Genomic DNA, 21,601 nt, shown 5'->3' with positions numbered 1-21,601 from the left:
GAGGGAGGTCTGAGGGGAACACATCTGAGGTACTCCCATGAAACTCCCACTCCTTTTCGCACTCCTCGCCAGCACCCTGCAACCCGCCTTTGCCGCCGCGATCCCCGTTCGCGTTGCCGCCGTGGAGCAGACCGCCCACGCCGCCGAGCGCCAGATCCCGGGCCGCATCGAAGCCATTCACACCATTGAGCTGCGCGCGCGTACGGAAGGTGTGATAACCAAAATCAACTTCCGCGACGGGCAGTACGTGAAAAAAGGCGACCTGCTGTTTGAGCTCGACGACGCCGAGCCGCGCGCGGCCCTGCGTCTGGCGCAGGCCGAAGTCAACAGCGCCGAAGCCACGCTGCGTCAGGCGCAGCAGCAGCTTTCGCGCTTTGAAAGCCTGGGCAACAGCAACGCCATCAGCCGTCACGACGTGGACAATGCGCGCATGCAGCGGGACGTCGCCCGCGCCGCGTTGGAGCAGGCCAAAGCCCGGCTTGAGGCCCGACAGGTCACCCTGACGTACACGCGCATTACCTCCCCGATTGACGGCCGCGTGGGGCACAGCCAGTTCCACGCGGGCAGCCTGGTTAATCCTGCAAGCGGCGTGCTGGTGGAGGTGGTGCAGCTCGATCCGATACGCATCGCCTTTGCGCTGGAAGAGGGCGCGTTTGCCGCTAAAGCCGGCCAGCATGCGGATATCAGCGCCATGAAGCGTGCCTGGCAGGCGCTGATCGACAGCAACGGCCAGCGCATCTCCGGTGAACTGACGTCCGTGGATAACCGCATCGACCCGCGCACTGCCAGCGTGATGCTGCGCGCCGAGTTCGCCAACCCGCGCCATCAGCTCCTGCCCGGCGGCAACGTAAATGTGTATTTGCGACCGATGAGCGAGAAGGCGGTACTAACCCTTCCTGCCGCGGCGGTCCAGCAGAACGGCGACGGGTTCTTTGCCTGGATGGTTAACGCCGACGGCAAAGTCGAAATGCGCCCGCTGACGGTCACCGGACAGATTGGCCAGCAGTTCCAGATTGCATCCGGCGTTAAGCCCGGTGAGCGAGCGATTACTGACGGCGCGCAGCGCGTGCAGCCAGGCGCTGCCGTCCAGATACTGAATTAAGGAGCCATCATGCTGACGTTTTTCATCAAACGCCCGCGCTTCGCGATGGTCATTGCGCTGGTCATCACCCTGCTGGGGGCCATCGCGCTGAAGATTATTCCGGTGGAGCAGTACCCGCAGATTACGCCGCCGGTCGTGAATGTGTCAGCGTCATGGCCGGGCGCGAGCTCGGCTGACGTGGCGGAAGCCATCGCCACGCCGCTGGAGACCCAGCTGAACGGCGTGGACCACATGCTCTACATGGAGTCCACCAGCTCGGGCGAAGGCAGCTACAGCCTCAACATCACCTTTGCGGCAGGCACCGATCCGGACCTTGCCGCCATCGACGTGCAAAACCGCGTGTCGCAGGCCGTGGCGCAGCTTCCCGCCGAGGCGCAGCAAAACGGCGTGCAGGTACGCAAGCGCGCCACCAACCTGATGATGGGGGTAAGTCTTTACTCACCGAACAATACCCACACGCCGCTGTTCGTCAGCAACTACGCCAGCACCCAGGTGCGTGAGGCGCTGTCTCGCCTGCCGGGCGTCGGGCAGGTGCAGATGTTCGGCGCGCGCGACTACAGCATGCGCATCTGGCTGCGTCCGGACCGTATGAACGCTCTGAACGTGACGACCGACGACGTGGCGCAGGCGCTGCGCGAGCAGAACGTGCAGGGTGCGGCGGGCCAGGTCGGCACGCCGCCGGTGTTTAACGGCCAGCAGCAAACCCTGACCATCAACGGGCTGGGGCGCTTAAGCCAGGCTGAAGACTTTGCCGACATCATCATCCGCGCGGGTGAGATGGGCCAGCTGGTGCGCCTGAAGGATGTCGCCACCATCGAGCTTGGCTCGCGCAGCTACAGCTCTGGGGCGCAGCTGAACGGGCATGATTCCGCCTACCTCGGCATCTATCCGACCCCGTCCGCCAACGCCCTGCGCGTGGCCGACGCGGTGCGCGCGGAGCTGGAACGACTCTCGACGCGCTTCCCGGACGATCTGGTCTACGAGGTGAAGTTCGATACCACCTCCTTTGTTGCCGCCACCATCAAGGAGATCGGCGTCTCGCTGGCGCTGACCATGCTGGCGGTGGTAGTCGTGGTTTCCCTGTTCCTGCAAAGCTGGCGTGCGACGCTGATTGTTGCGCTTGCCATTCCGGTGTCGCTGGTGGGCACTTTTGCGGTGCTCTACACGCTGGGCTATTCCGCCAACACGCTCAGCCTGTTCGCCATTATTCTGGCGCTGACCATGGTGGTGGATGACGCCATCGTGGTGGTGGAGAGCGTCGAAACGCTGATGGCGGAAGGGCAGAGCCGCACGGCGGCCACCGCGCTGGCGCTGCGCCAGATCGCCGGGCCGGTAATTGCGACGACGCTGGTGCTGCTGGCGGTGTTTGTGCCGGTGGCGCTGCTGCCGGGGATTGTTGGCGAGCTGTACCGCCAGTTTGCGGTGACGCTCTCGACGGCGGTGACGCTCTCAAGCCTGGTGGCGCTGACCCTGACCCCCGCGCTCTGCGCGCTGCTGCTGCGCCCGCGTCCGGCACGCCAGGCGGCTGTGTATCGCGTTTTCAATCGCGGACTGGATACTACGCGCAATGGCTATACCCGCATCGTCAATTTCTTCAACCTTCGCCCGTGGCTGGCGCTGCTGGCTACCGCAGGCGCGGCGGCCGTGGTGGCGTTCAGTTTTACGTCGATGCCAAAAGGCTTCCTGCCGCAGGAGGATCAGGGCTATTTCTTCGCCAGCGTTCAGCTGCCGGAAGCTGCCTCGCTGGAGCGGACCGAAGCGGTGATGACCACCGCGCGCGAGCTGATCGCCAAAAACCCGGCGGTGGAAGACGTGATTCAGGTCTCCGGGTTTAACATTCTCAACGGCACCAGCGCCTCCAACGGCGGGTTTATCTCCATCATGCTGAAGGACTGGAGCGAGCGGCCGCCGCTGGATGAGGTGATGGGCACCCTGCAGCGCCAGCTGCTGGCCCTGCCGGAAGCGACCATCATGACCTTCGCGCCGCCGACGCTGCCGGGTCTGGGCAACGCCTCCGGCTTCGATCTGCGCATTCAGGCGCAGGCGGGGCAGAGCCCGGCTGAGCTGGAGCGCGTCACGCGCGAGGTGCTGGCGAAGGCCAACCAGCACCCGCAGCTGAGCCGCGTGTTCACCACCTGGAGCAGCAACGTGCCGCAGCTGACGCTGACCGTTGACCGTGAGCGCGCCGCGCGTCTCGACGTGCCGGTATCGCGTATATTCAGCAGCCTGCAGACCGCCTTTGGTGGCACGCGCGCCGGGGATTTCAGCGTCAACAACCGCGTCTATCACGTGGTGATGCAAAACGAGATGCAGTGGCGCGAGCGCGCCGGGCAGATCAGCGAGCTGTTTGTCCGCAGCAACAGCGGCGAGCGGGTGCGTCTGAGCAACCTCGTCACCATCACCCCGACCGTCGGCGCGCCGTTCCTGCAGCAGTACAACCAGTTCCCATCGGTATCGGTGAGCGGTTCGGCGGCGGAAGGGGTGAGCAGCAGTACCGCGATGGCGGCGATGGGGCAACTTCTTGAGGATAACCTGCCCGCCGGATACGACTACGCCTGGAGCGGCATGTCGTATCAGGAGCAACAGACGGGTAATCAGGCGATCTGGATTGTGCTGGCGGCGGTGGTGATGGCGTGGCTGTTCCTCGTTGCCCAGTACGAGAGCTGGACGCTCCCGGCAAGCGTGATGCTCTCGGTGCTGTTCGCCCTCGGCGGATCGCTGGTCTGGCTGTGGTTGGCGGGATACGCCAACGACGTGTACGTGCAGATAGGTCTGGTGCTATTGATAGCCCTCGCCGCCAAGAACGCGATCCTTATCGTGGAGTTTGCCCGCGCGCGGCGCATGGAGGGGATGGCGATTGTCGATGCGGCGCGTGAAGGGGCATCGCGCCGCTTCCGCGCGGTAATGATGACCGCCGTGTCGTTCATTATCGGCGTACTGCCAATGATGCTGGCGACCGGAGCCGGTGCCCAGAGCCGCCGTATCATCGGGACCACGGTGTTCAGCGGCATGCTGGTGGCCACCGTGGTGGGGATTATCTTCATCCCCGCGCTGTTTGTGTTGTTCCAGCGCCTGCGCGAATGGGGCCACGGCCTTACGGACTCGTCGCCCACAGCTCGCAGTGCTTCTGAACCAGAGAAATAAGCGAGCCGCCATCGGCAATAAAATCGCGCATGCGCTGCGCCTCGCTCTTGCCCTGCTTTAACAGCAGGGCAATTTCATTGATTGCGCTTGTCGCGCCGAGCTTCCCGGCCGACGGCGCAACCTGCTCCAGCAGCCAGGCGATATCCTCCGCCACGGTCTTGTGCTCGCCGGTATGCACGTCCGTCAGGATCCCCTCCAGCCCGTAGCGGCAGGCCTGGAAACGGTTAAAGCGATACAGCAGAAAATCCTTTTCCTGATGCTTATACGGCCGCGTGGTCAGCAGCCAGTGGGATGTCGCCTGGATCAGCCCGGCGATGTTTATAGCGTGGCCGAGCGTCAGCGGCGTATCCATCACCCGCACCTCCACGGTGCCAAAGTGCGGGCTGGGGCGAATGTCCCAGTGCAGATCTTTAATGCTGTCGATCATGCTGGTCGCGCTCAGGCGGCGGAACAGCCCTTCGAACTCCTGCCAGCTGTTGACCCACGGCATCTGGCCGTTATCCGGGAACCCTGAAAAAATATTTAGCCGCGACGAGGAGAATTTCGTGTCCGTGCCCTGCATATACGGCGACGCTGCCGCCAGGGCGATAAAGTGCGGCACAAAGCGCGACAGGCCGTGCAGCAGGTAGATGGCGTCGTCGCCGGTCCGACAGCCGACGTGCACGTGCTGGCCGAACACCGTCGCCTGCAAAATCAGATAGCCAAAGCGCTCCAGCGTAATGTTATAGCGCTCATCGTCGCACACCTCCTGCCGCTGCCACTTCTGGAACGGATGCGTCCCGCCGCCGCAAATCTGGATATGCTGCTCCGCCGACGCGCGCAGGATGCTCTGCTGCATCATGGAGAACTGCGCGGCCGCCTGGTCGATGTTCTGGCACACGCCGGTGGCGATTTCGAGCATGCTTTCGGTAATGTCGTGCTTCACTTCGCCGCCTTTGATGTCGTCTTTGACGGCGGCGATAAGCGCGGAGGAGTCCTGGCTGAGATCGTACCCCGGCGGGTTAACCACCTGCAGTTCGAGTTCGATGCCGAGCGTAAAAGGTTCAGAGGATTTGAAATCAGGTAAAGGCATGGCGCACTCCGTTGTCTGTTGTGTGTTGAGTATAGACAACGACGTGGCGCTCACTTTTCAGGGTGGTATAACTGTTAGCAGGCTTAGCGAAAAGGGGAGTTAACCATGTCTGACAATCCAGTGATTGCGCTGATTGGGCCTGGCGCAATTGGTACCACCATTGCCGCGGTGCTGCACGACGCGGGCCGCACGCCGCAGTTGTGCGGACGCACCGCGCATCCTGAACTGCGTTTACGCCACGATGAGGGCGAAATAGTCGTGCCGGGTCCGGTATTAACCGATCCGAGCGTCATCACGCGCCCCGCCGATCTGGTTTTTGTGGCGGTAAAAACGACGCAAAATGCCGACAGCGCCGGGTGGCTGCGCGCGCTGTGTGATGAAAACACGGTGGTCTGTGCCCTGCAAAACGGCGTGGAGCAGAAAGCCCAGCTTGAGCCGTGGGTCAACGGTGCGGCGGTGCTGCCGTCGGTGGTCTGGTTCCCGGCGCAGCGCGAGCCGGATGCCTCCGTTTGGCTGCGCGCCAAACCACGTCTGACGCTGCCGGACGTGCCGCAGGCAGAAAGGGTGGTTGAGGCGCTTCGCGGTACGCGCTGCGCGGTTGAGCTCTCGGCAGACTTCTCAACGGTGGCCTGGCGCAAGCTGCTGCAAAACGCGGTTGCCGGGCTGATGGTACTGGCCAACCGACGCGCAGGGATGTTCAGGCGCGAGGATATCAGCGAGCTTGCGCTGGCCTATCTGCGCGAGGGGCTTGCCGTCGCCCGCGCCGAAGGGGCGAAGCTGGACGATGCTGTGGCTCAGGACATTCTGGCGAACTTCCAGCGTGCGCCAGCAGATTTAGGCACCTCGATCCTTGCCGACCGTCAGGCCGATCGCCCGATGGAGTGGGATATCCGCAACGGCGTGATCCAGCGCTACGGCCGCAAACACGGTATTGCGGTACCCATCAGCGACGTGGTGGTCCCGCTGCTGGCGGCGGGGAGCGAAGGGCCTGGGTGAGATACGGTCTGGAGCGATGAAAAGACCCGGCCGTTGTGCGCCGGGTGACTCTTACTTAGGCTGATGGGCTTTGTCTGCTTTTAGCTCTTCCATTGTTGCCTCCAGGATCCAGAGGCAATGAGCACCGTCTATGCTTTCCAGTAGCGCCTGGCGTGTGAGTTGATAGAATGCGTCGATTTCTGCGGGTGATTTTTCTAAAGGCGGGGTGCAGACGATATCACTGCCTACCATGTGCGGCCATTTTCCGGCGTCAATGGTGCGGAGCGCTTTCAGCGTGGCGTTCGTGTTTGTTGTGAGCGCTGCGGCCAGGGCATCCTCTAGCCGCTGCGCCTGGTTCCCATTAGCCACGGCAGCCAGCGCTGGGGCTTGCTCAATCCAGTGTTCATCACCTGAGGCGATTCCCTTAAGTGCTGAAGACCAGTCAGTAACGCCAGCTATTGCCGGGGCTATAAAAGCAGATAGCAGCAGTACGATCGGGTATTTCATCGTACAACCTCAAGCTTGCCGCCGTCGCGAAGGATCTTACGCCTTGTTGACGGTGAGAGAATGATGCATCCCTCGGATGCAAAACCGGCGGGACCATACTTGTGGTCACCATGAATGCGAAATTCTGAGCGTCCAAAACTTTCTCCCGAGGTTTGCTCAAGAATAATGGTTATCGGCCCTTTAGAATTCGAATGCCCCGCAATTTTATACGTACCGCGAGGCAGTGGCCCCAGTCCCTTCACATGCTGACGGTCCGGGTTGTTTTTATTTGTAAGAGCACCGGAATACCCGGTCTCAATTAATTTACCGTCTTTATACATCTTGCCGGTAGATTGCTCATACTTCCATCCCATAACACTCTCCTTATGCCGTCTTGCGGTCGTTCCAGCTATCTGAATGCATGATGTTACCGTCCACATAGCGCCAGGTAATTTTTTCATACAGCAGTTCTACCAGCTCAATATGGTTATGTTTCTCATAGTCAGGATCTTTGACGTCAAGCATCATTGGACAGACGCTGACGATCGTCACGCCTTCCATGCAGGTGGAAAAATATTCTACTTCCTGTCCTGCATCATTGATGTGATAAAATTTTACCTCTGCGGATTTAAACTTCTGGCCTGTGCTGACAGCCTTGTACAAATAGGGGCTGGAGGCATCAACCTCTTTATCGAAAGAATAGGGGGAATGGACGCGAAGACTGGTTGCCTTGCCGTTATGCTTATCGGTTGGTTGCGCCACGCCGTGATTCAGTCCGATTATCTCGATACTTCCTTCACGACCATATATATCGACAGAGCCTTTGATATCGGCACCGCTGTCATCTTTAAGCCATAAATAAGCGGGAATAGCCATTTGTATAAACTCCATTTAAGGAAATTCTGGAAAATCCTTTTGGTTTAGTGGGTTATGTAACTATGGCAACGCTAGCGCTTACAAGATGGTCAGTCAATTTTTGTACGGCATGGATATAAGACGATCTGCGGTTTCGTTGATGAAAATTAAGAAATGATGGGATCTTACGGTTTGGATCTGGATAAAGGGTTAATGATTAATATCGTTGTTTAACTTAAAATTTAATTAAGTGAATAATGATTGTAAGTGTAATAAATAGTTGATCTGTTATTAGGGTGACATCAATTTGACGATTTATGTATTGAGCAATAGTTCCTGATAGCTCGTCAGAATACCCGCCAGCCAGTAGGGACAGGTCTGAAAACGGTTAAAGCGGGAGAGCAGAAATACTTTTCCTAGTGTTTAAATGGCCACAATAAGCGCGGAGGAATCCTGGCTAAGAACGTACCCGCCGGGCTAACGGCCGCTGTTTTTCCGTTCGGCAAAGTAATGCGCGGGCGTGCTGCCCATCGCTTTTCTGAACATGGTGATAAACGCATTCACGGATTCGTACCCGAGCGTTGTCGCCACGTTCTGGACCGGCACGCCGCTTGCCAGCTCCCGCAGGGCAATAATCAAATGCAGCTGCTGGCGCCATCGCCCGAAGCTCAGCCCGGTCTCGCGCTGCATCAGGCGGGCAAACGAGCGCTCACTGAGGGCCAGCCGTTTCGCCCACGCCTTCAGGGTGCTTCTGTCCTCCGGGCGGCTGACCAGCGCGTCGGCCATGGCGCGAATTTTCGGGTCGGATGAGACCGGCAGGCTCAGCTTCTGCTGCGGCATGCTGGCGAGCTCATCCAGCGTGACCCGGGTCAGCCTGGCGACGTGGCCGTCGGGAGGATAATCAACGCCCTCATGCGTCAAACGATCGACCAGCTCCTTAATCAATGGCGAGATCGCTAACGTGCAACACTTCTCCGGCAGCGCCGCCGCACCGGGCTCAATAAACAGATAGTTCAGGTGTGCGTTCCAGGTTGCTTTTGCGCTGTGCGGGATCCCGCCCGGGATCCAGACGGCGCAGTCCGGCGGCACGATCCAGATATCGTTTTCCGCATAGCAGCTGACCGCGCCATAGCGGGCAATAATCAGCTGGCCCTTGCGGTGGGTATGTACCGGCACTTCCGCGGCGTAATCCACGAAGTCCAGATGACGCGCCACGGCAGGAGAGGCGCTAGAGTCAGGGTCGTACAGCGTATGAGCAAGTTGAGGCTTCACGATTCTGGCAGCTTTTAGGTATTTTTTGACAGAATAGAGTATTTAAGCGGGTCTGCAAGCCGGTAATAATCCCGGCATGAATAAAATCTTCTCTCATCCCGCGCTGCGAAACGACGCGGGGGCGCTGATCTACGCCGCAAAGAGTTTTGCTGCGGCGATGCTCGCGTATTACATCGCGCTGTCGATCGGCCTCGAACGTCCCTCGTGGGCCATTATTACGGTTTACATCGTGTCGCAGACGTCGGTGGGGGCATCGCTCAGCCGAAGCCTCTATCGTCTGGCCGGTACGGTTGTCGGGGCCAGCGCGACCGTTCTGATTGTGCCCACCTTCGCGAATACGCCGATCCTGTGCAGCTTGGTGCTGACGGGCTGGATCGCGTTCTGCCTGTGGCTCTCTCTGCTGGAACGCACGCCGCGAGCGTACGCTTTTGTGCTGGCGGGCTATACCGCGAGCCTGATTGGCTTTCCGGCGGTGTCCGATCCCGGCGGCATCTTCAACGTCGCCATTGTTCGCGTGCAGGAGATCGCGATTGGAATTTTCTGCGCGGCGCTGATTCACCGCTACGTGCTGCCCGCGCGGGTATCAGGTCAGTTCAACGCAAAGCTGTCCCAGACGCTACGGGCCGCCCGCGGGCGGGTGGCGGATACCTTAGCGGGTAAACCCGCTGCGGCTTCCGGCCCGCTGCATCTGGCCCTGGCGCTGCAGTTTCTGCAGGGCATCAGCCACCATATTCCCTATGATTTTGCCCTGTCCGCTCCGGTACGGCAGGCCAGAAACGCCATCCACGACCGGCTGGCGCGGCTCGTTATCGTCAACTGTGAATTACACGATCGCCTGCCGGCGAGCGGAACCCTGCCCGCCGACGTGCAGACGCTGCTGGGCGACGTTCAGGACTGGCTTGCCGGTGAAGACGCCAGCCGCAGCGGCACGGCGGAGGCGTTGCGGCACCGCAGCGCGCATCTTATCGCGCGGTATGCTGCGCAGGCGCAGACGTTTGAAGACGCGCTGCAGGTCAGTTTTATCCACTATCTCTCGGAGGCCGTCACCCTTCTGCAACAGTGCGAGCGCCTTTCCGGGGCCATTCGCCACGCGAAGCCTGTCTTCGGGGAGATACATACCCGTGCGGCAAAAGGCTACGTGTTCCACCGGGATCCCCTTACCGCAGCCCGCACGGCGCTGGGGGCTTTCGCCATTATCCTGAGCGGCTGCCTGGTCTGGATCTTCTCTGCATGGCCGGACGGCGGAACGGCGGTTTCAATACTCGGCGTCTGCTGCACGCTGTTTGGCAGTTTCGACACCCCGGCACCGCACATCGTGAAGTACATCATTGGCTCGTTCTGGGGCGTGGTGATTAGCCTGTTCTACAGCTTTGCGCTGCTGCCGCAGGTGAGCGATTTCCCGGTGCTGGTGGCGGTGCTTGCCCCGGCGTATCTGCTGGCCGGGTCGCTTCAGGCGCGCCCGCCCACCACGTTTATGGCGATGGGGATCACCCTGACGCTGCCCATTCTGTGCGAGCTGGGCGCGCGCTACAGCGGAGACTTCGCCATCGCCGCCAACACCGCCATTGCGCTCTTTGCTGCCACCGGCTTTGCCGTCGTCACTATGAGCCTGCTGCAAACCGTGCAGGCGGATGCCGCCATCGCGCGTCTGCTGAGCCTGTGCCAGCGCGACATTCGCCGTAGCGTGAAAGGTACGCTGCGGGTTGATGAAACGCACTGGATCAACCTGATGATGGACCGCACCGCCCTGTTGCTGCCGCGCCTGCAGCGCAGTGAACATGCGCCAGAGCTGGCGCTCGATCGGCTGCTGCACTCGCTGCGTCTGGGGCTTTCGGTTATGCATTTACGCCGCGGTGATATACCGCCTGGCGGCGAAATGGACGGGCTTTTTCATCAGATCAATACCGCAGACCGCAGCCCCTTACGCGAACGCATCGCCGACATCATCGAACACCACCTGCCTGCGGCAGATGAACGCTCGCGCGAGTTTGTCGGCAGGCTGGTGGATCTGCACTGTGCATTAGAGGGGCCAGAACGTGGTGAATGATTTCAATATTGGGGGGGTATTTATCCCCGGACTGCTGATGGTCGCCCTCGCGGCGCTGGTCTGCACGCTGGGCCTCGTGGCGCTTTTCTCTCTCAGCAGGGTTTACTGGCGCTTGCCGTATCGCCCGCTGCTGGATGTTTCAACCTGGATTGTCACCTTTTTCCTGCTGATGCAGGGCCTGACCGCGTTGGGGTTATTGTCATGAAATCACTGCTCTCTTTACTGGCTCGCTATGCGCTGACGCTCGGTTCCGCCGCAGCCGCAGCGCTACTGGCGTTTATGATGTGGAAACACTATGCCCAAACGCCGTGGACCCGCGACGGCCGCGTGCGGGCGGACGTGGTGCAGATTGCGCCGGACGTCTCCGGGCCGGTCATCAGCGTGGCCGTGCGGGACAACCAGTGGGTGAACCGGGGTGATGTGCTCTACGCCATCGATCCGCGCTGGCTCAAGCTGGCGGTGGCCAGCGCGCAGGCTGACGTGGAGTCAAAACGCCATGAGATGCTGATGCGCCAGGATGCGGCCCACCGACGCACGCTGATTAAAAACGCCATCTCCAGCGAAGATCTGCAGCAAACCGGCAGCGCGGCGAACGTCGCGGCGGCCAACTATCACGGTGCGCTGGCCGCGCTGGATCTGGCAGAGCTTAATCTGGCGCACGCCACCGTTCGCTCGCCGGTCTCGGGGTACGTCACGCATCTGCGGCTTCGCCCCGGAGACTATGCGACGGCGGGGGAGACAAAGGTCGCCATCGTTGATGCCCAAAGCTTCTGGGTGGTGGGGTACTTTGAGGAGACCAAGCTGCGCCATATTCGCGTTGGGGATCGCGCGCGGGTCTCGCTGATGGGCTTCGAGCCTGAGATTGCCGGGCACGTGGAGAGCATCGGTCACGGGATCGGGGACAGCAACGATGAGACGGGCGGGCTGGGTCTGCCCGACGTCGAGCCCACGTTTAGCTGGGTGCGGCTGGCGCAGCGCGTACCGGTGCGCATTCATATCGACACGTTACCTAAGGGGGTTGAACTGGTGGCGGGCCTGTCGGCGAGCGTGGCGGTGGGGCATTAATCTGGGGATAGTCAGCCTTAAACACATATGCGAAACTTACCGCTTCTGAAAATATGTGGTGGGACCCGCTCAATGTCAGAATCATCTTCGCAGTGCCTGTTCAATGAAGGACTGATCAATTTTCCTGAGGGCTATCAGGATCGTACCGTCAACGTTTTCGCGCCGCCCGCTGCGGATGCGCCAGCGTTCAACATTTCTCGCGACGCCCTCAACCCCGGCGAAGCGCTTGCCGCGTATATCGATCGCCAGCTCGCCCTGATGGAAAAACACATCAAGGGCTGGAAGCAGGGTGAGCGCAGCGCCGCTACGCTGGGCGACAGCCTTTTACAGGGTGAAACCGTTCATGCCAGCTACCTGCGCGACGGGAAACGCATCTGGCAGCAGCAGGCCGTGTTTAACGTCGACGGCAATAAAATTCTGGTATTCACCATGACCTGCACCCGCGCGTTGGGCGATGTCGACGGCGCGCTGTTTGGCGAACTTCTCAGGAGCTTCCGCTTCCACCATTAACTTCAGGGACCGTTGTTATGTTTGAAGCAGCACGCGTTGGTGATGATATCGGCCACTCCGGTGCGCTGGCCGGGATGATTGCCGGAACGATTGTCGGTGGCCTGATTGCCGCCGCCGGGGGCATTCTGGCAGGGGCCATGTTTATTGCGGGCCTTGGCGCATCCTGCCTTGGCGTGGGCGTCCTGCTCGTCGGCGCCAGCCTGGCCGTGGGGTATTACACCGGGGAGCTGGCGACCGCCGCCCGGGACAGCATCGCGGACGCCGGGGCATCCAGCATGACGAAGAAAGGCGTCATCACCTCCGGCTCGCCCAATGTGTTTATCAACGGCAAACCTGCCGCCATAGCCACGGACAGCGCGGTGAAGTGCTCTGACGACGGCTCGCAGCAGATGGCCGAAGGCTCTAAGCGTGTTTCTATTAACAGCCAGCCTGCGGCCCGCATTGGGGACCGCACCACCTGCGACGCGAAGGTAATGACCGGTTCGAACAACGTCATTATCGGCGGTGACCCGCAGCAAACCCTGCCTATTCAGTCTGAAGTCCCCGAGTGGCTCTACAAAGTCTCCGATCTGACCCTACTGTTCGCCGGGCTTATCGGCGGCTGGGGCGGTGCCGCTGGCAAAGTCGGGGCGCTGTCTAAGCTGCTGGGCAAAATTCCAGGGATCAATAAGCTGGCCCGTATCGCATGCCGCGCCGGCACGCTGATGACCGGCGTGGCGGCCGCGGGGATCATCGCCCGCCCGGTGGATATCGTCAGCGGACAGAAGTTTCTCAGCGGGGATGATGAACTCGATTTCGTTCTGCCTTCCCGTCTGCCGGTGCGCTGGCAGCGCTACTGGCGCAGCGGCAACCCCGGCGACAGCGTGCTGGGCCGCGGCTGGAGCCTGTTCTGGGAAAGCCGCCTGGAATCTTATCAGGATGGCCTGGTGTGGCGCGCGCCGTCCGGCGATTACGTCGCCTTCCCGAAGGTCCCGAAAGGGCTGCGCACCTACTGCGAAAGTGAAAAAAACTGGCTTGAACATCATCAGGACGACAGCTGGTCAGTGTATGACGTCAGCGGCGAGCGCTGGCACTATGCGCCGCTGCGGGATGATGCCCCTTCGCTGCTCCAGCGCATCTCTGAACCTTGCGGCAACGATATCCTCTTCGAGTGGAATGCGGATAATACCCTGCATGCCCTGACCGACAGCGCGGGCCAGCGGGTAGTCTGCCGCTACGACCGTGACAGGCTCGTCGGCGCCTGGCTGGATGACGAGATCTGCCTGGTCAGTTACGCTTATGATGAACAGCGCCAGCTGGTCTCCGTGACCGGCCGGGGCGGTAGCGTGCGCCGACGCTTCCGCTGGCAGGACGGGCTGATGAGCGCCCACGAGGACGCCAACGGCCTGCTGAGCGAATACCGCTGGCGGGAGATTGACGGCCTGCCGCGCGTGGTCGGTTTCCGCCACAGCGGCGGTGAACAGCTAACGTTCGAATACGATTTTGATAACGGCACCCGCCGCGCGACCCGCGAAGACGGCGCGCAGGCGCACTGGCTGGTGGATGACGACGACAACGTCGCGCGCTTCACGGATTACGACGGTCGCCAGACGACGTTTGTTTACCGCGACGGCGAGCTCTGCGACGTCATCCTGCCCGGTGGCGCAATGCGCCGCAGCACGTGGGACAAATACGGCCGCATGACCAGCGAGACGGACCCGGCGGGCCGCCACACGGAGTATCACTGGCATCGCCTGACCGACCGTATCACCCGCACGGTGTACCCGGACGGCACCTCAGCGCAGGCCATGTACGACCTTCGCGGTCGCCTGCTGTCGGAAACGGATCCGGCCGGTAGCACCACCGCGTATCACTATCCCGATGATGAAGAAAACCTGCCGGAGAGCATTACCGACGCCATTGGCGGCGTGGTGCGCCTGGTCTGGAACCACCAGGGGCTGCTGACGCAGCGCACCGACTGCTCCGGCAGCGTCACCCGCTTCACCTACGATCGCTTCGGGCAACTGGTTGCCAGCGAGGATGCAGAAGGGAATATCACGCGGCGGGAGTGGAGCCGTGCCGGGCTGCTGAGCGCTGTGATCCATCCGGACGGCAGCCGCGAGTCGCTGGTGTGGAACGAACGCGGCCAGCTCACGGGCTGGCGCGACCCGCTGGAAAGCGAAGTGAGCTGGGCCTATAACGCGCTCGGCCTCCCGGTCAGCCTTACCGACCGTATTGGTCGCGTGCGCCAGTGGCGCTACGACCCGCGCGGTAACCTGCTGCGGCTCGATAACGGCAACGGGGCGGAATACCGCTTCACCTACGACGCCGTGGGTCGCCCGCTCAGCGAAATGCGGCCGGACGAGACCGTGCGCCATATGGAATGGGACGCGCGAGGGTTCCTCTGCGCGCTCGAAGAAAACGGACGGCCTGCCGCCGACGGCGGCATTGCCCGTCGCATCCAGCAGTTCAGCTATGACGACAGCGGGCTGCTGATCGGGCGCACTCAGCGCCACGCGGAGTACCGCTACTTCCGCGACCTGAGCGGCCAGATTACCCGCATCCGCCGTACGCCGACGGCCGAAGGCGTTGCCCTGGGTATCGAAAGCGATGAGATCGCTTACCGCCACGATGCCGCCGGACGCGTACTGAGCGAGTCCGGCATTAACGGCGAGGTGGGCTACGAATGGGATGCCCTGAGCAACCTGACCGGCCTGACGCTGCCCGGCGAGCAAAAGCTGGCCTGGCTGCACTACGGCTCCGGCCACGTCAGCGCCATCCGCTTCGGGCAGCAGCTGGTGACCGAGTTCACCCGCGACCGCCTGCACCGCGAGGTGCGCCGCACTCAGGGCGCGCGCGAGCAGCTCCGCCAGTATGACAGCCTCGGCAGACGCACCCTGCAGCGCAGCGAGCTAAGCACGGACGTGACCCTGCCGGAGCAGGCGCTACTGGAACGCCTGTATCGCTACACCGCACGCGGCGAGCTTTCCGGCGTCAGCGACACCCTGCGCGGTGAGGTGGACTACGGCTACGACGCCGAAGGGCGTCTGCTGAAGCACTACGAGGCCCGACAGGGGCACAGCCGCGCGCAGTTCAGCTATGACGCCGCGGATAACCTCGCCGCCAGTGACGATGCGGTACCGGTCACAGATAACCGCCTGCAGCACTGGCAGGCGCTGTTTATGAAATACGACCACTGGGGCAACCTGGTCAGCCGCCGCAACGGGCTGTATGAACAGCATTATGCGTATGACGCCGAGAACCGTCTGGTGTCCGCCCGTGGAACCGGGCCGGAAGGGCGGTTTGAGGCGCGCTATCACTACGACGCGCTGGGCCGCCGCACGCGTAAAATCGTCACCACGACGCACGGCACCACCGACACCCGCTTCCTGTGGCAGGGCTACCGCCTGCTGCAGGAGCAGCAGGAGACCGGGCTGTGCAGCACCTATGTATACGACCCGAATGAAGCCTGGAGCCCGCTGGCGCGGGTGGATCACCTTCGTGACCAGAGCAGCGGTGAGATTTACTGGTTCAATACCGATCTGAACGGCGCGCCGCTGGAAGTGACCGACGAGCGCGGCGCGGTGCGCTGGAGCGGCCAGTACGGCAGCTTTGGCGAGGTGCGCCATCAGAGCGAAGGGTTCTCACGGGCTGTGAATCGCACGGCGATGGCTCACCAGCCGCTGCGCTATGCCGGGCAGTACGCTGACGGTGAAACCGGGCTGCACTATAACCTGTTCCGCTACTACGACCCGCAGGTCGGGCGGTTTATTGTGCAGGATCCGATTGGGCTGAATGGTGGGTGGAACCTTTATCAGTATGCGCCGAACCCGTTGGGGTGGATTGATCCGCTTGGATTGCTGACCTATAACACGATGCCGAGTATTACTGGTTTCCAAAAGCATCATATTATTCCACAACAGTTAAAAGGCCATGATTTAATAAAAGCGGCTGATTTTAATATCCATGATATTAAAAACGTTATTTATTTACCTAAGTCAGCTGATTACCATCCGACAAGAACAATCCATAGTGGGTCTCATCCTGTTTATACAAAAAATATAGGTGACCAGATGGATGCTATATATGAATACGGGAAGGAAAACGGCTGGAAACAAGCAGAGTATAAACAAGCTGTTAGTGAAATTATAAAAAATGAACGTGCCGATTTACGCGGTGGGAAAACTATTCTTAACAAAAACTCGGTTAGAAAAGCGAGGTGCTAAGTATGTATGAGCTACGAATTGCTTCTGATTACCCCAATAGTTATTGGTTTGAATACCAGCACCCTGACATATCTGGAAGTGCTTTTTCTCAATGTAAATCAATTGAAACTAACGAGGGGTATTTTTTTAAATTAAAATCTAATGTGAGTGAGAAGGCACTGCTTGCATATGATTTTTATTATAGTGATGGGCCTATATTCATATCACCCAGACTAGCATCACTAATTTCTTGTCACGATGTTTTTCGGACTGATGTTCAACTTATTGACGCAACTGTATCTGTAAATGAAACCCAACATCAAGGGTATAAAATAATTAATATACTAAGAGAGCTTTCATGCATCGATATGGAAGCTTCAGAAAGCCAACCTATATTAAGTTATTTACCTAATGGTCCAAGGAAGTTTAGTAAAATAGTTTTCAAAGAAAATGTTATTGAGGATTTTAGTATGGCAAGATGTAGTGAATATAAATCTTGCATAATTATTTCAAATGAATTTAAAGAGTTCCTTTCTAACCATAACGTGAAAGGAATCGACTTTGTTGACCCTATTTATTAATATGAGTAAGATTTAAATTAGCCAAAATGGTCCGGGGAATGATTTTCCCGGATTATAAAAATTAATTTAAATTACAGTTCAATGGAATATATGATCCTATCATTAACTACTTGCTTTGCAAAGTATGAAAGATAAACCTCAAGGATCGTGTGTATGAGTCAGTTAGAATACAGAAAAGCTTATGGTTTAGATGATATAATAAATAAAATCATGGGTGGGTATACATTGGGTGATTTTTGCGTGTATACAAAAGAATATGAATTATCTGCAAAAGCAGATCTTGTTTGTTATTTGGAAAGCTATCCTGTCATTAGTGATGACGATGAGGAAGTATACCCTGATTTTGTTGTCGATAATTTGCTGGAGTTGTTTTTCTATGGAGATCAATTTATAGATGTATTACATAATATTTCTAATCAAAGAGAAAAACCATCTGTAGAAGATTTCATAGCAGGTTTGAATTTTTATCTCGAGAATGATAACTTCATAGAGCTTTGATTTAAAGAACAAGAGGGTAATTGAAACTGATTTACTTAGCTTGTTAGAAGGTTATATATATCTAGGGATATTACACTAAATCAATGAATTATTACTGAGGGCTATATTTATGGATGCGCCTGAAACCATGGTGAATGAGTTTGAAAAAGCATTAAAACAACTTATTGTCATTTGCAATAAATACTCGCTGTCAGGGAGTTTCAGCACCGTCAATGATCTGGACAATGCCTTCCCGTCCAACTTACCTCGTTCGACAGAGGTGGAATTTTTATATGAAAATTATAATCCTGAAAACTTAAAGATTGAAACAGGCTTCACGCCAATTAAACTTCACTCAGTCAGTGAGCTCTTGAAGGCTCAAAGTGGTTATGAATACTTACCAGATAATTATCTTGTTATTGGCGATGATTTAGGTGGAGGTAAACCGATAATTGCGGTTATCGATGATGGGAGTTCCTCTGTTTCTGCAGGTTATGATGTAATTGAACCGTTTCAGATAGCTAGTAGTCTCTCTGGGTTCATATTTTCTCTAGCTGAGCTTATTGATTTGGTATATGGCCAATACGATATCTTTGATATAGCAGATGATAATGACGAAGTAAAAGATGATTTTATTGATGAGTTGCGGGAAAGGATTATGCCACTTATCGGTAATGAAAACTTCAATGCGTTTTATAATTATTTTTATGGATAGATTTTTTCTTTAAAAGGAAACCCTCACGATAAAATATTCTTTTATAGCGAGGTGATGTTCTCTTTTTTCTTACGGGTATTTTAAACAAGATTTAAAAGAGTAATGCTGTGTATTTATTTAAGTGGAATTAATCTAATGTACGAAAGGAGAAGGATTATATGCATACTACACGAGTAATGGGAGAAGGATATGAACCTTACGTTGAGCAATTAGGTGAAAAACTGATCTATTCATTACCTGTTGAATCGGGATTTGTCAGTTTTCATTTTGAGTTCGATATTCGTCAGACCGATCTTGACGTCCTGTTGTCCGATCATTACCGGCGGGCGGTCCTGGAGGTGTCCGCACACACTTTGCTCCAGTGCTCGACATTGAAGGGACATAAACGATTTACTCAGAGCGATTTTGATCACCTTATTGCCACTACCCTTCATGCATCGCAAGAGCATCTTAGCGCATTCATTTCTCAGATTAATCGGGAGCACAATATTTCGATTGAACATTATGTGAATGACATAGTGAATAGACGCATAACCAAAGGATGAATATACCGATCCCAGATAAGGTCAACATTCATCTTAAAATCAGGCTGTATCTACTGCTCTTTTCAACCTCGTGCTGCCGAAAGCGGCCAAATCGATTTCGTGATAACCTACGAATGCGGCTCGGTGCGCTGTGAGGTACATCATCAGAGCGAAGGGTTCTGATGTGTTGTGAATCTCACGGCGATGGCACATCAGCCGCTTCGCTATACCGGAAATATATACTTTGCTTTTAAAAGGAACAATATTAAAAATATTTGTGCGGATGCAATCTTCGACTGCTCTTACGATACTAACATATTAATGAATGCCAGGCTTTCGGTAAAAATTTGTCAGGAGCAAAACGGTTCAATATAAGGATAACTGATGAGTAATGTTAAAAATATTATTGCAGCGAGTATTAACTGCTATGAAGAAAATGGTGTCCTCACCATCGGAATAGGGGATGACAATCATGATCCAAAAAATTTTATCATTATCGGACGATTCGACGAAGATGAATTACCCGTTAACGAATGCATTGGATTCCAGAGTGAGTCAACGGAATATGAGTTAACAGACTCTATTCGTTCCGTTCAGCTCACTGAAGACAAACTTGTGATCGTGCTTAATGAAGATGCCGTAAAAATGATTGGTATCAGGGAATATCATGTGGTCATTCCTGCAGGAAAAGACTCTAAATCGCTTGGAAAGTGTTTGAGGGAAGTGTTTGAAGGCAGTGACGTGCCTCTACAATTATCACAGGAGTTTTAGCCGCGACATGGCCAGCTTGGCTGCGTCACTTTTTTCTTAATATAAAAAAAATCATCCTCATCAATTACCCACAAATGCACTTACCGGCACGCCAAAACGCTTCGCCAGCGCGCGCATATGATCCAGCGTTAACGTGCGCTGTCCGTTAAGGATCCGACTCACCAGAGACTTCTTGCCTATCTCGTTCTCAGTGAGATGGTACTGATCCATCAGCGTTCGCAATAACGCAACGCCTGACGGAATGCTGGCAACACGCGCGTTAAATTCTGCAAACTCCGGAGACTCGTTTTCGTATTTATCGATTTTCGCGGTGAGCATCTCTACCAGCGGACTATCGGGGTCATGCTCAATCAGATACTCCACCAATCCCAGAGCATCATCGTAATCTTGACGCGACGGGCTTGATCCCAGGAAAGGGAGCTTGCTTGTCAGATCGTTTGCCGTTTTGATGGCTGCTGCATAATTCATTCTTTCGTTCTCCGGTAGAGGTCTGTCAGCTTGTCATAAGCTGCGTGAGTGCTTGATTAGGAAATTGTTTGGTGGCCGCTTCGAAAGGCGCTCTTGAACTACGTATATCCTTGCCCCTTGTTTCCAGACTGGAAACATTATTGGTGGTAGGTGAGTTGGCAATGTGGAAACTACGATGAAATTACAGTTTCTACATGACCGTGAAAATGGAACTCGTGTATTCAGTGCGAGCACTTTAAGTAGTGGTGGCTTGAGATTAAAGTGGCAGGTATAGCCCGGCTTGGGGTATTTGTTTGATTTGCGTAGCGTATTCAGGAATTTTTTGCTGAGAAAGAGTGCGGTAGACGATGATTTTGCTCACAACCCTATATGGAAGTGTGTGAAAGATGCGTCCGCTTTGTTCCAGACGCAGACGTTGAAAATGAAAAGGGAAAACGCCTTTCGCTACTCCCTTATTTATGAAGTTTGGCTGCTGCTTTCAACGTAGTCTGTAGCCTCTTTTCAATAAATGGCGCAACTTGTTGCTGGGCTTTTTTTAGCTGTTCTTCAGATGCGGAGCGGGGCGAGCCACAGTTAAAGGGAGGGGCTGGGTCATATTCCATATGCAACTGAATATTTTGTGCAATATCAGGTCCGAATATTTCTGATACGACATTAAGGGCAAAATCGATACCTGAAGTCACTCCTGCGCCCGTGATACGGTTGCGGTCACGTACTACGCGCTCATTTACCGGCTCTGCGCCCAACAACTCCAGCTGCCCCAGTGAAGCCCAGTGCGTCGTCGCTTTATATCCATCCAGAAGCCCTGCGGCGCCCAGCACAAGCGCTCCGGTGCAAACAGAGGTTATCAGCTTTGCTTGTTTACTTTGAGCCCGGATAAACGAAAGGACTTCTTCATCCTCCATCAGGTTTATCTGGCCAGGCCCTCCGGGGACACAAATTACATCCAGTGCGGGACACGCATTGAATGTGGTGGTTGGTTGAATCGCCATACCACGATCTGAAACCACAAGGTCCAGGTTTTTCCAGATGAGATGAACCTTTGTATCTGGAGCCCGTGTAAAGACTTCATACGGACCGGTCAAATCAAGCTGAGTAAGAGCAGGGAACAGGAGCAGACCGATTGATATATCTGTGGAATGACTCATAAAAGTCCTTTCTCTAAAAATGAAAAATGATTGTTTCAATAGGTTTGTCAATGCACTGAAGCATGTCTAGACAGGACGAATGCCTGTCTGTTTTGACGAGGGGATCGTAATGTGCTCATCAAATGATCTTAGCTACCTTTCGCCAGTTGGTCAGGCGAACTTCTTTATGTTTTCTCAAGGATACATTTCTGAGTATTAGCTGGAA

General features: G+C 56.4%; 20 protein-coding genes. 13 read left to right on the top strand and 7 right to left on the bottom strand.

The annotated features are described in order from the left end of the window. Positions 1–37 precede the first annotated feature (37 nt). Together PYW49_RS07875 and PYW49_RS07870 are read left to right on the top strand one after the other, a co-directional pair. On the top strand, positions 38–1,102 hold the full coding sequence (locus PYW49_RS07875) for an efflux RND transporter periplasmic adaptor subunit (RefSeq protein ID WP_320386168.1): 1,065 nt from the start codon (positions 38–40) through the stop codon (positions 1,100–1,102). Positions 1,103–1,111: 9 nt separating this feature from the next. Then, positions 1,112–4,246, top strand: a complete 3,135-nt coding sequence (locus PYW49_RS07870) for an efflux RND transporter permease subunit (protein ID WP_320386167.1) — start codon at positions 1,112–1,114, stop codon at positions 4,244–4,246. On the opposite strand, the gene PYW49_RS07865 is transcribed toward PYW49_RS07870, so the two are convergent. Further along, positions 4,197–5,318 carry a YbdK family carboxylate-amine ligase gene (locus PYW49_RS07865; RefSeq protein ID WP_320386166.1) on the bottom strand — a complete coding sequence of 374 codons (1,122 nt, stop codon included), beginning with the start codon at positions 5,316–5,318 and terminating at the stop codon, positions 4,197–4,199. The genes PYW49_RS07870 and PYW49_RS07865 overlap by 50 nt on opposite strands. Before the next feature lie 105 nt (positions 5,319–5,423). Between PYW49_RS07865 and PYW49_RS07860 the strand changes: the two genes are divergently transcribed. Beyond that, the gene (locus PYW49_RS07860) at positions 5,424–6,314 is read left to right on the top strand and encodes an oxidoreductase (protein ID WP_320386165.1); all 891 of its coding nucleotides are present in this window, start codon (positions 5,424–5,426) and stop codon (positions 6,312–6,314) included. Between the two features lie 51 nt (positions 6,315–6,365). On the opposite strand, the gene PYW49_RS07855 is transcribed toward PYW49_RS07860, so the two are convergent. From PYW49_RS07855 to PYW49_RS07840, 4 genes are all read right to left on the bottom strand, one after another. Beyond that, positions 6,366–6,800, bottom strand: coding sequence for a hypothetical protein (locus PYW49_RS07855; RefSeq protein ID WP_320386164.1), 435 nt, complete (start codon positions 6,798–6,800; stop codon positions 6,366–6,368). Next, entirely contained in the window at positions 6,797–7,153 is a 357-nt protein-coding gene (locus PYW49_RS07850) for a tlde1 domain-containing protein (RefSeq protein WP_320386163.1), read from the bottom strand. The genes PYW49_RS07855 and PYW49_RS07850 overlap by 4 nt, the downstream gene beginning before the upstream one ends. Positions 7,154–7,163: 10 nt before the next feature. Further along, positions 7,164–7,655 (bottom strand): Hcp family type VI secretion system effector, encoded by a 492-nt coding sequence (locus PYW49_RS07845; RefSeq protein WP_320386162.1) that lies wholly within the window; start codon positions 7,653–7,655, stop codon positions 7,164–7,166. 456 nt (positions 7,656–8,111) lie between these two features. After that, a complete protein-coding gene (locus PYW49_RS07840; protein WP_320386161.1) occupies positions 8,112–8,906 on the bottom strand; it encodes an AraC family transcriptional regulator in 795 nt (264 codons plus the stop codon). Between the two features lie 76 nt (positions 8,907–8,982). Between PYW49_RS07840 and PYW49_RS07835 the strand changes: the two genes are divergently transcribed. The 10 genes from PYW49_RS07835 to PYW49_RS07790 all read left to right on the top strand — a co-directional run bounded on the left by PYW49_RS07835 (position 8,983) and on the right by PYW49_RS07790 (position 19,780). Continuing rightward, positions 8,983–10,953, top strand: coding sequence for an FUSC family protein (locus PYW49_RS07835; RefSeq protein WP_320386160.1), 1,971 nt, complete (start codon positions 8,983–8,985; stop codon positions 10,951–10,953). Then, positions 10,943–11,158, top strand: coding sequence for a DUF1656 domain-containing protein (locus PYW49_RS07830; protein ID WP_320386159.1), 216 nt, complete (start codon positions 10,943–10,945; stop codon positions 11,156–11,158). The genes PYW49_RS07835 and PYW49_RS07830 overlap by 11 nt, the downstream gene beginning before the upstream one ends. Further along, complete coding sequence (locus tag PYW49_RS07825; protein ID WP_320386157.1) at positions 11,155–12,018, top strand: HlyD family secretion protein; 864 nt, start codon at positions 11,155–11,157, stop codon at positions 12,016–12,018. The genes PYW49_RS07830 and PYW49_RS07825 overlap by 4 nt, the downstream gene beginning before the upstream one ends. 72 nt (positions 12,019–12,090) lie before the next feature. Beyond that, the gene (locus PYW49_RS07820; protein WP_320386156.1) at positions 12,091–12,528 is read left to right on the top strand and encodes a DUF1795 domain-containing protein; all 438 of its coding nucleotides are present in this window, start codon (positions 12,091–12,093) and stop codon (positions 12,526–12,528) included. Between the two features lie 17 nt (positions 12,529–12,545). Beyond that, the gene (locus PYW49_RS07815; protein ID WP_320386155.1) at positions 12,546–16,733 is read left to right on the top strand and encodes an RHS repeat-associated core domain-containing protein; all 4,188 of its coding nucleotides are present in this window, start codon (positions 12,546–12,548) and stop codon (positions 16,731–16,733) included. Positions 16,734–16,735: 2 nt separating this feature from the next. Further along, positions 16,736–17,293: an imm11 family protein gene (locus PYW49_RS07810; protein ID WP_320386154.1), complete on the top strand. Its 558-nt coding sequence runs from the start codon at positions 16,736–16,738 to the stop codon at positions 17,291–17,293. 153 nt (positions 17,294–17,446) lie between these two features. Next, positions 17,447–17,791, top strand: a complete 345-nt coding sequence (locus PYW49_RS07805) for a DUF7716 domain-containing protein (RefSeq protein ID WP_320386153.1) — start codon at positions 17,447–17,449, stop codon at positions 17,789–17,791. Between the two features lie 109 nt (positions 17,792–17,900). Next, positions 17,901–18,485, top strand: a complete 585-nt coding sequence (locus tag PYW49_RS07800) for a hypothetical protein (RefSeq protein ID WP_320386152.1) — start codon at positions 17,901–17,903, stop codon at positions 18,483–18,485. 158 nt (positions 18,486–18,643) lie between these two features. After that, positions 18,644–19,030: a hypothetical protein gene (locus PYW49_RS07795; RefSeq protein WP_320386151.1), complete on the top strand. Its 387-nt coding sequence runs from the start codon at positions 18,644–18,646 to the stop codon at positions 19,028–19,030. Between the two features lie 363 nt (positions 19,031–19,393). Beyond that, the gene (locus PYW49_RS07790; protein ID WP_320386150.1) at positions 19,394–19,780 is read left to right on the top strand and encodes a hypothetical protein; all 387 of its coding nucleotides are present in this window, start codon (positions 19,394–19,396) and stop codon (positions 19,778–19,780) included. A gap of 60 nt (positions 19,781–19,840) precedes the next feature. Here the strand turns inward: PYW49_RS07790 and PYW49_RS07785 are convergent, their stop codons facing one another. Together PYW49_RS07785 and PYW49_RS07780 are read right to left on the bottom strand one after the other, a co-directional pair. After that, positions 19,841–20,248 carry a helix-turn-helix domain-containing protein gene (locus tag PYW49_RS07785; protein WP_320386149.1) on the bottom strand — a complete coding sequence of 136 codons (408 nt, stop codon included), beginning with the start codon at positions 20,246–20,248 and terminating at the stop codon, positions 19,841–19,843. Between the two features lie 452 nt (positions 20,249–20,700). Next, positions 20,701–21,396, bottom strand: coding sequence for a DJ-1/PfpI family protein (locus PYW49_RS07780; protein WP_320386148.1), 696 nt, complete (start codon positions 21,394–21,396; stop codon positions 20,701–20,703). Between the last annotated feature and the right edge of the window lie 205 nt (positions 21,397–21,601).

It is taken from the genome of Enterobacter chinensis (assembly GCF_034008295.1).
Classification (GTDB): domain Bacteria; phylum Pseudomonadota; class Gammaproteobacteria; order Enterobacterales; family Enterobacteriaceae; genus Enterobacter; species Enterobacter chinensis.
The sequence above is the reverse complement of the archived record's forward strand: the minus strand, read 5'-3'. Positions and strand labels throughout refer to the sequence as shown.

Excerpts from the sequence above, each read along its gene's own strand:
- PYW49_RS07810 (WP_320386154.1), top strand. The coding sequence starts at position 16,736 with ATGTATGAGCTACGAATTGCTTCTGATTACCCCAATAGTTATTGGTTT.
- PYW49_RS07780 (WP_320386148.1), bottom strand. The coding sequence starts at position 21,396 with ATGAGTCATTCCACAGATATATCAATCGGTCTGCTCCTGTTCCCTGCT.
- PYW49_RS07805 (WP_320386153.1), top strand. The coding sequence starts at position 17,447 with ATGAGTCAGTTAGAATACAGAAAAGCTTATGGTTTAGATGATATAATA.
- PYW49_RS07855 (WP_320386164.1), bottom strand. The coding sequence starts at position 6,800 with ATGAAATACCCGATCGTACTGCTGCTATCTGCTTTTATAGCCCCGGCA.
- PYW49_RS07845 (WP_320386162.1), bottom strand. The coding sequence starts at position 7,655 with ATGGCTATTCCCGCTTATTTATGGCTTAAAGATGACAGCGGTGCCGAT.
- PYW49_RS07815 (WP_320386155.1), top strand. The coding sequence starts at position 12,546 with ATGTTTGAAGCAGCACGCGTTGGTGATGATATCGGCCACTCCGGTGCG.
- PYW49_RS07790 (WP_320386150.1), top strand. The coding sequence starts at position 19,394 with ATGAGTAATGTTAAAAATATTATTGCAGCGAGTATTAACTGCTATGAA.
- PYW49_RS07875 (WP_320386168.1), top strand. The coding sequence starts at position 38 with ATGAAACTCCCACTCCTTTTCGCACTCCTCGCCAGCACCCTGCAACCC.
- PYW49_RS07850 (WP_320386163.1), bottom strand. The coding sequence starts at position 7,153 with ATGGGATGGAAGTATGAGCAATCTACCGGCAAGATGTATAAAGACGGT.
- PYW49_RS07865 (WP_320386166.1), bottom strand. The coding sequence starts at position 5,318 with ATGCCTTTACCTGATTTCAAATCCTCTGAACCTTTTACGCTCGGCATC.
- PYW49_RS07820 (WP_320386156.1), top strand. The coding sequence starts at position 12,091 with ATGTCAGAATCATCTTCGCAGTGCCTGTTCAATGAAGGACTGATCAAT.
- PYW49_RS07800 (WP_320386152.1), top strand. The coding sequence starts at position 17,901 with ATGGATGCGCCTGAAACCATGGTGAATGAGTTTGAAAAAGCATTAAAA.
- PYW49_RS07825 (WP_320386157.1), top strand. The coding sequence starts at position 11,155 with ATGAAATCACTGCTCTCTTTACTGGCTCGCTATGCGCTGACGCTCGGT.
- PYW49_RS07835 (WP_320386160.1), top strand. The coding sequence starts at position 8,983 with ATGAATAAAATCTTCTCTCATCCCGCGCTGCGAAACGACGCGGGGGCG.
- PYW49_RS07860 (WP_320386165.1), top strand. The coding sequence starts at position 5,424 with ATGTCTGACAATCCAGTGATTGCGCTGATTGGGCCTGGCGCAATTGGT.
- PYW49_RS07785 (WP_320386149.1), bottom strand. The coding sequence starts at position 20,248 with ATGAATTATGCAGCAGCCATCAAAACGGCAAACGATCTGACAAGCAAG.
- PYW49_RS07795 (WP_320386151.1), top strand. The coding sequence starts at position 18,644 with ATGCATACTACACGAGTAATGGGAGAAGGATATGAACCTTACGTTGAG.
- PYW49_RS07870 (WP_320386167.1), top strand. The coding sequence starts at position 1,112 with ATGCTGACGTTTTTCATCAAACGCCCGCGCTTCGCGATGGTCATTGCG.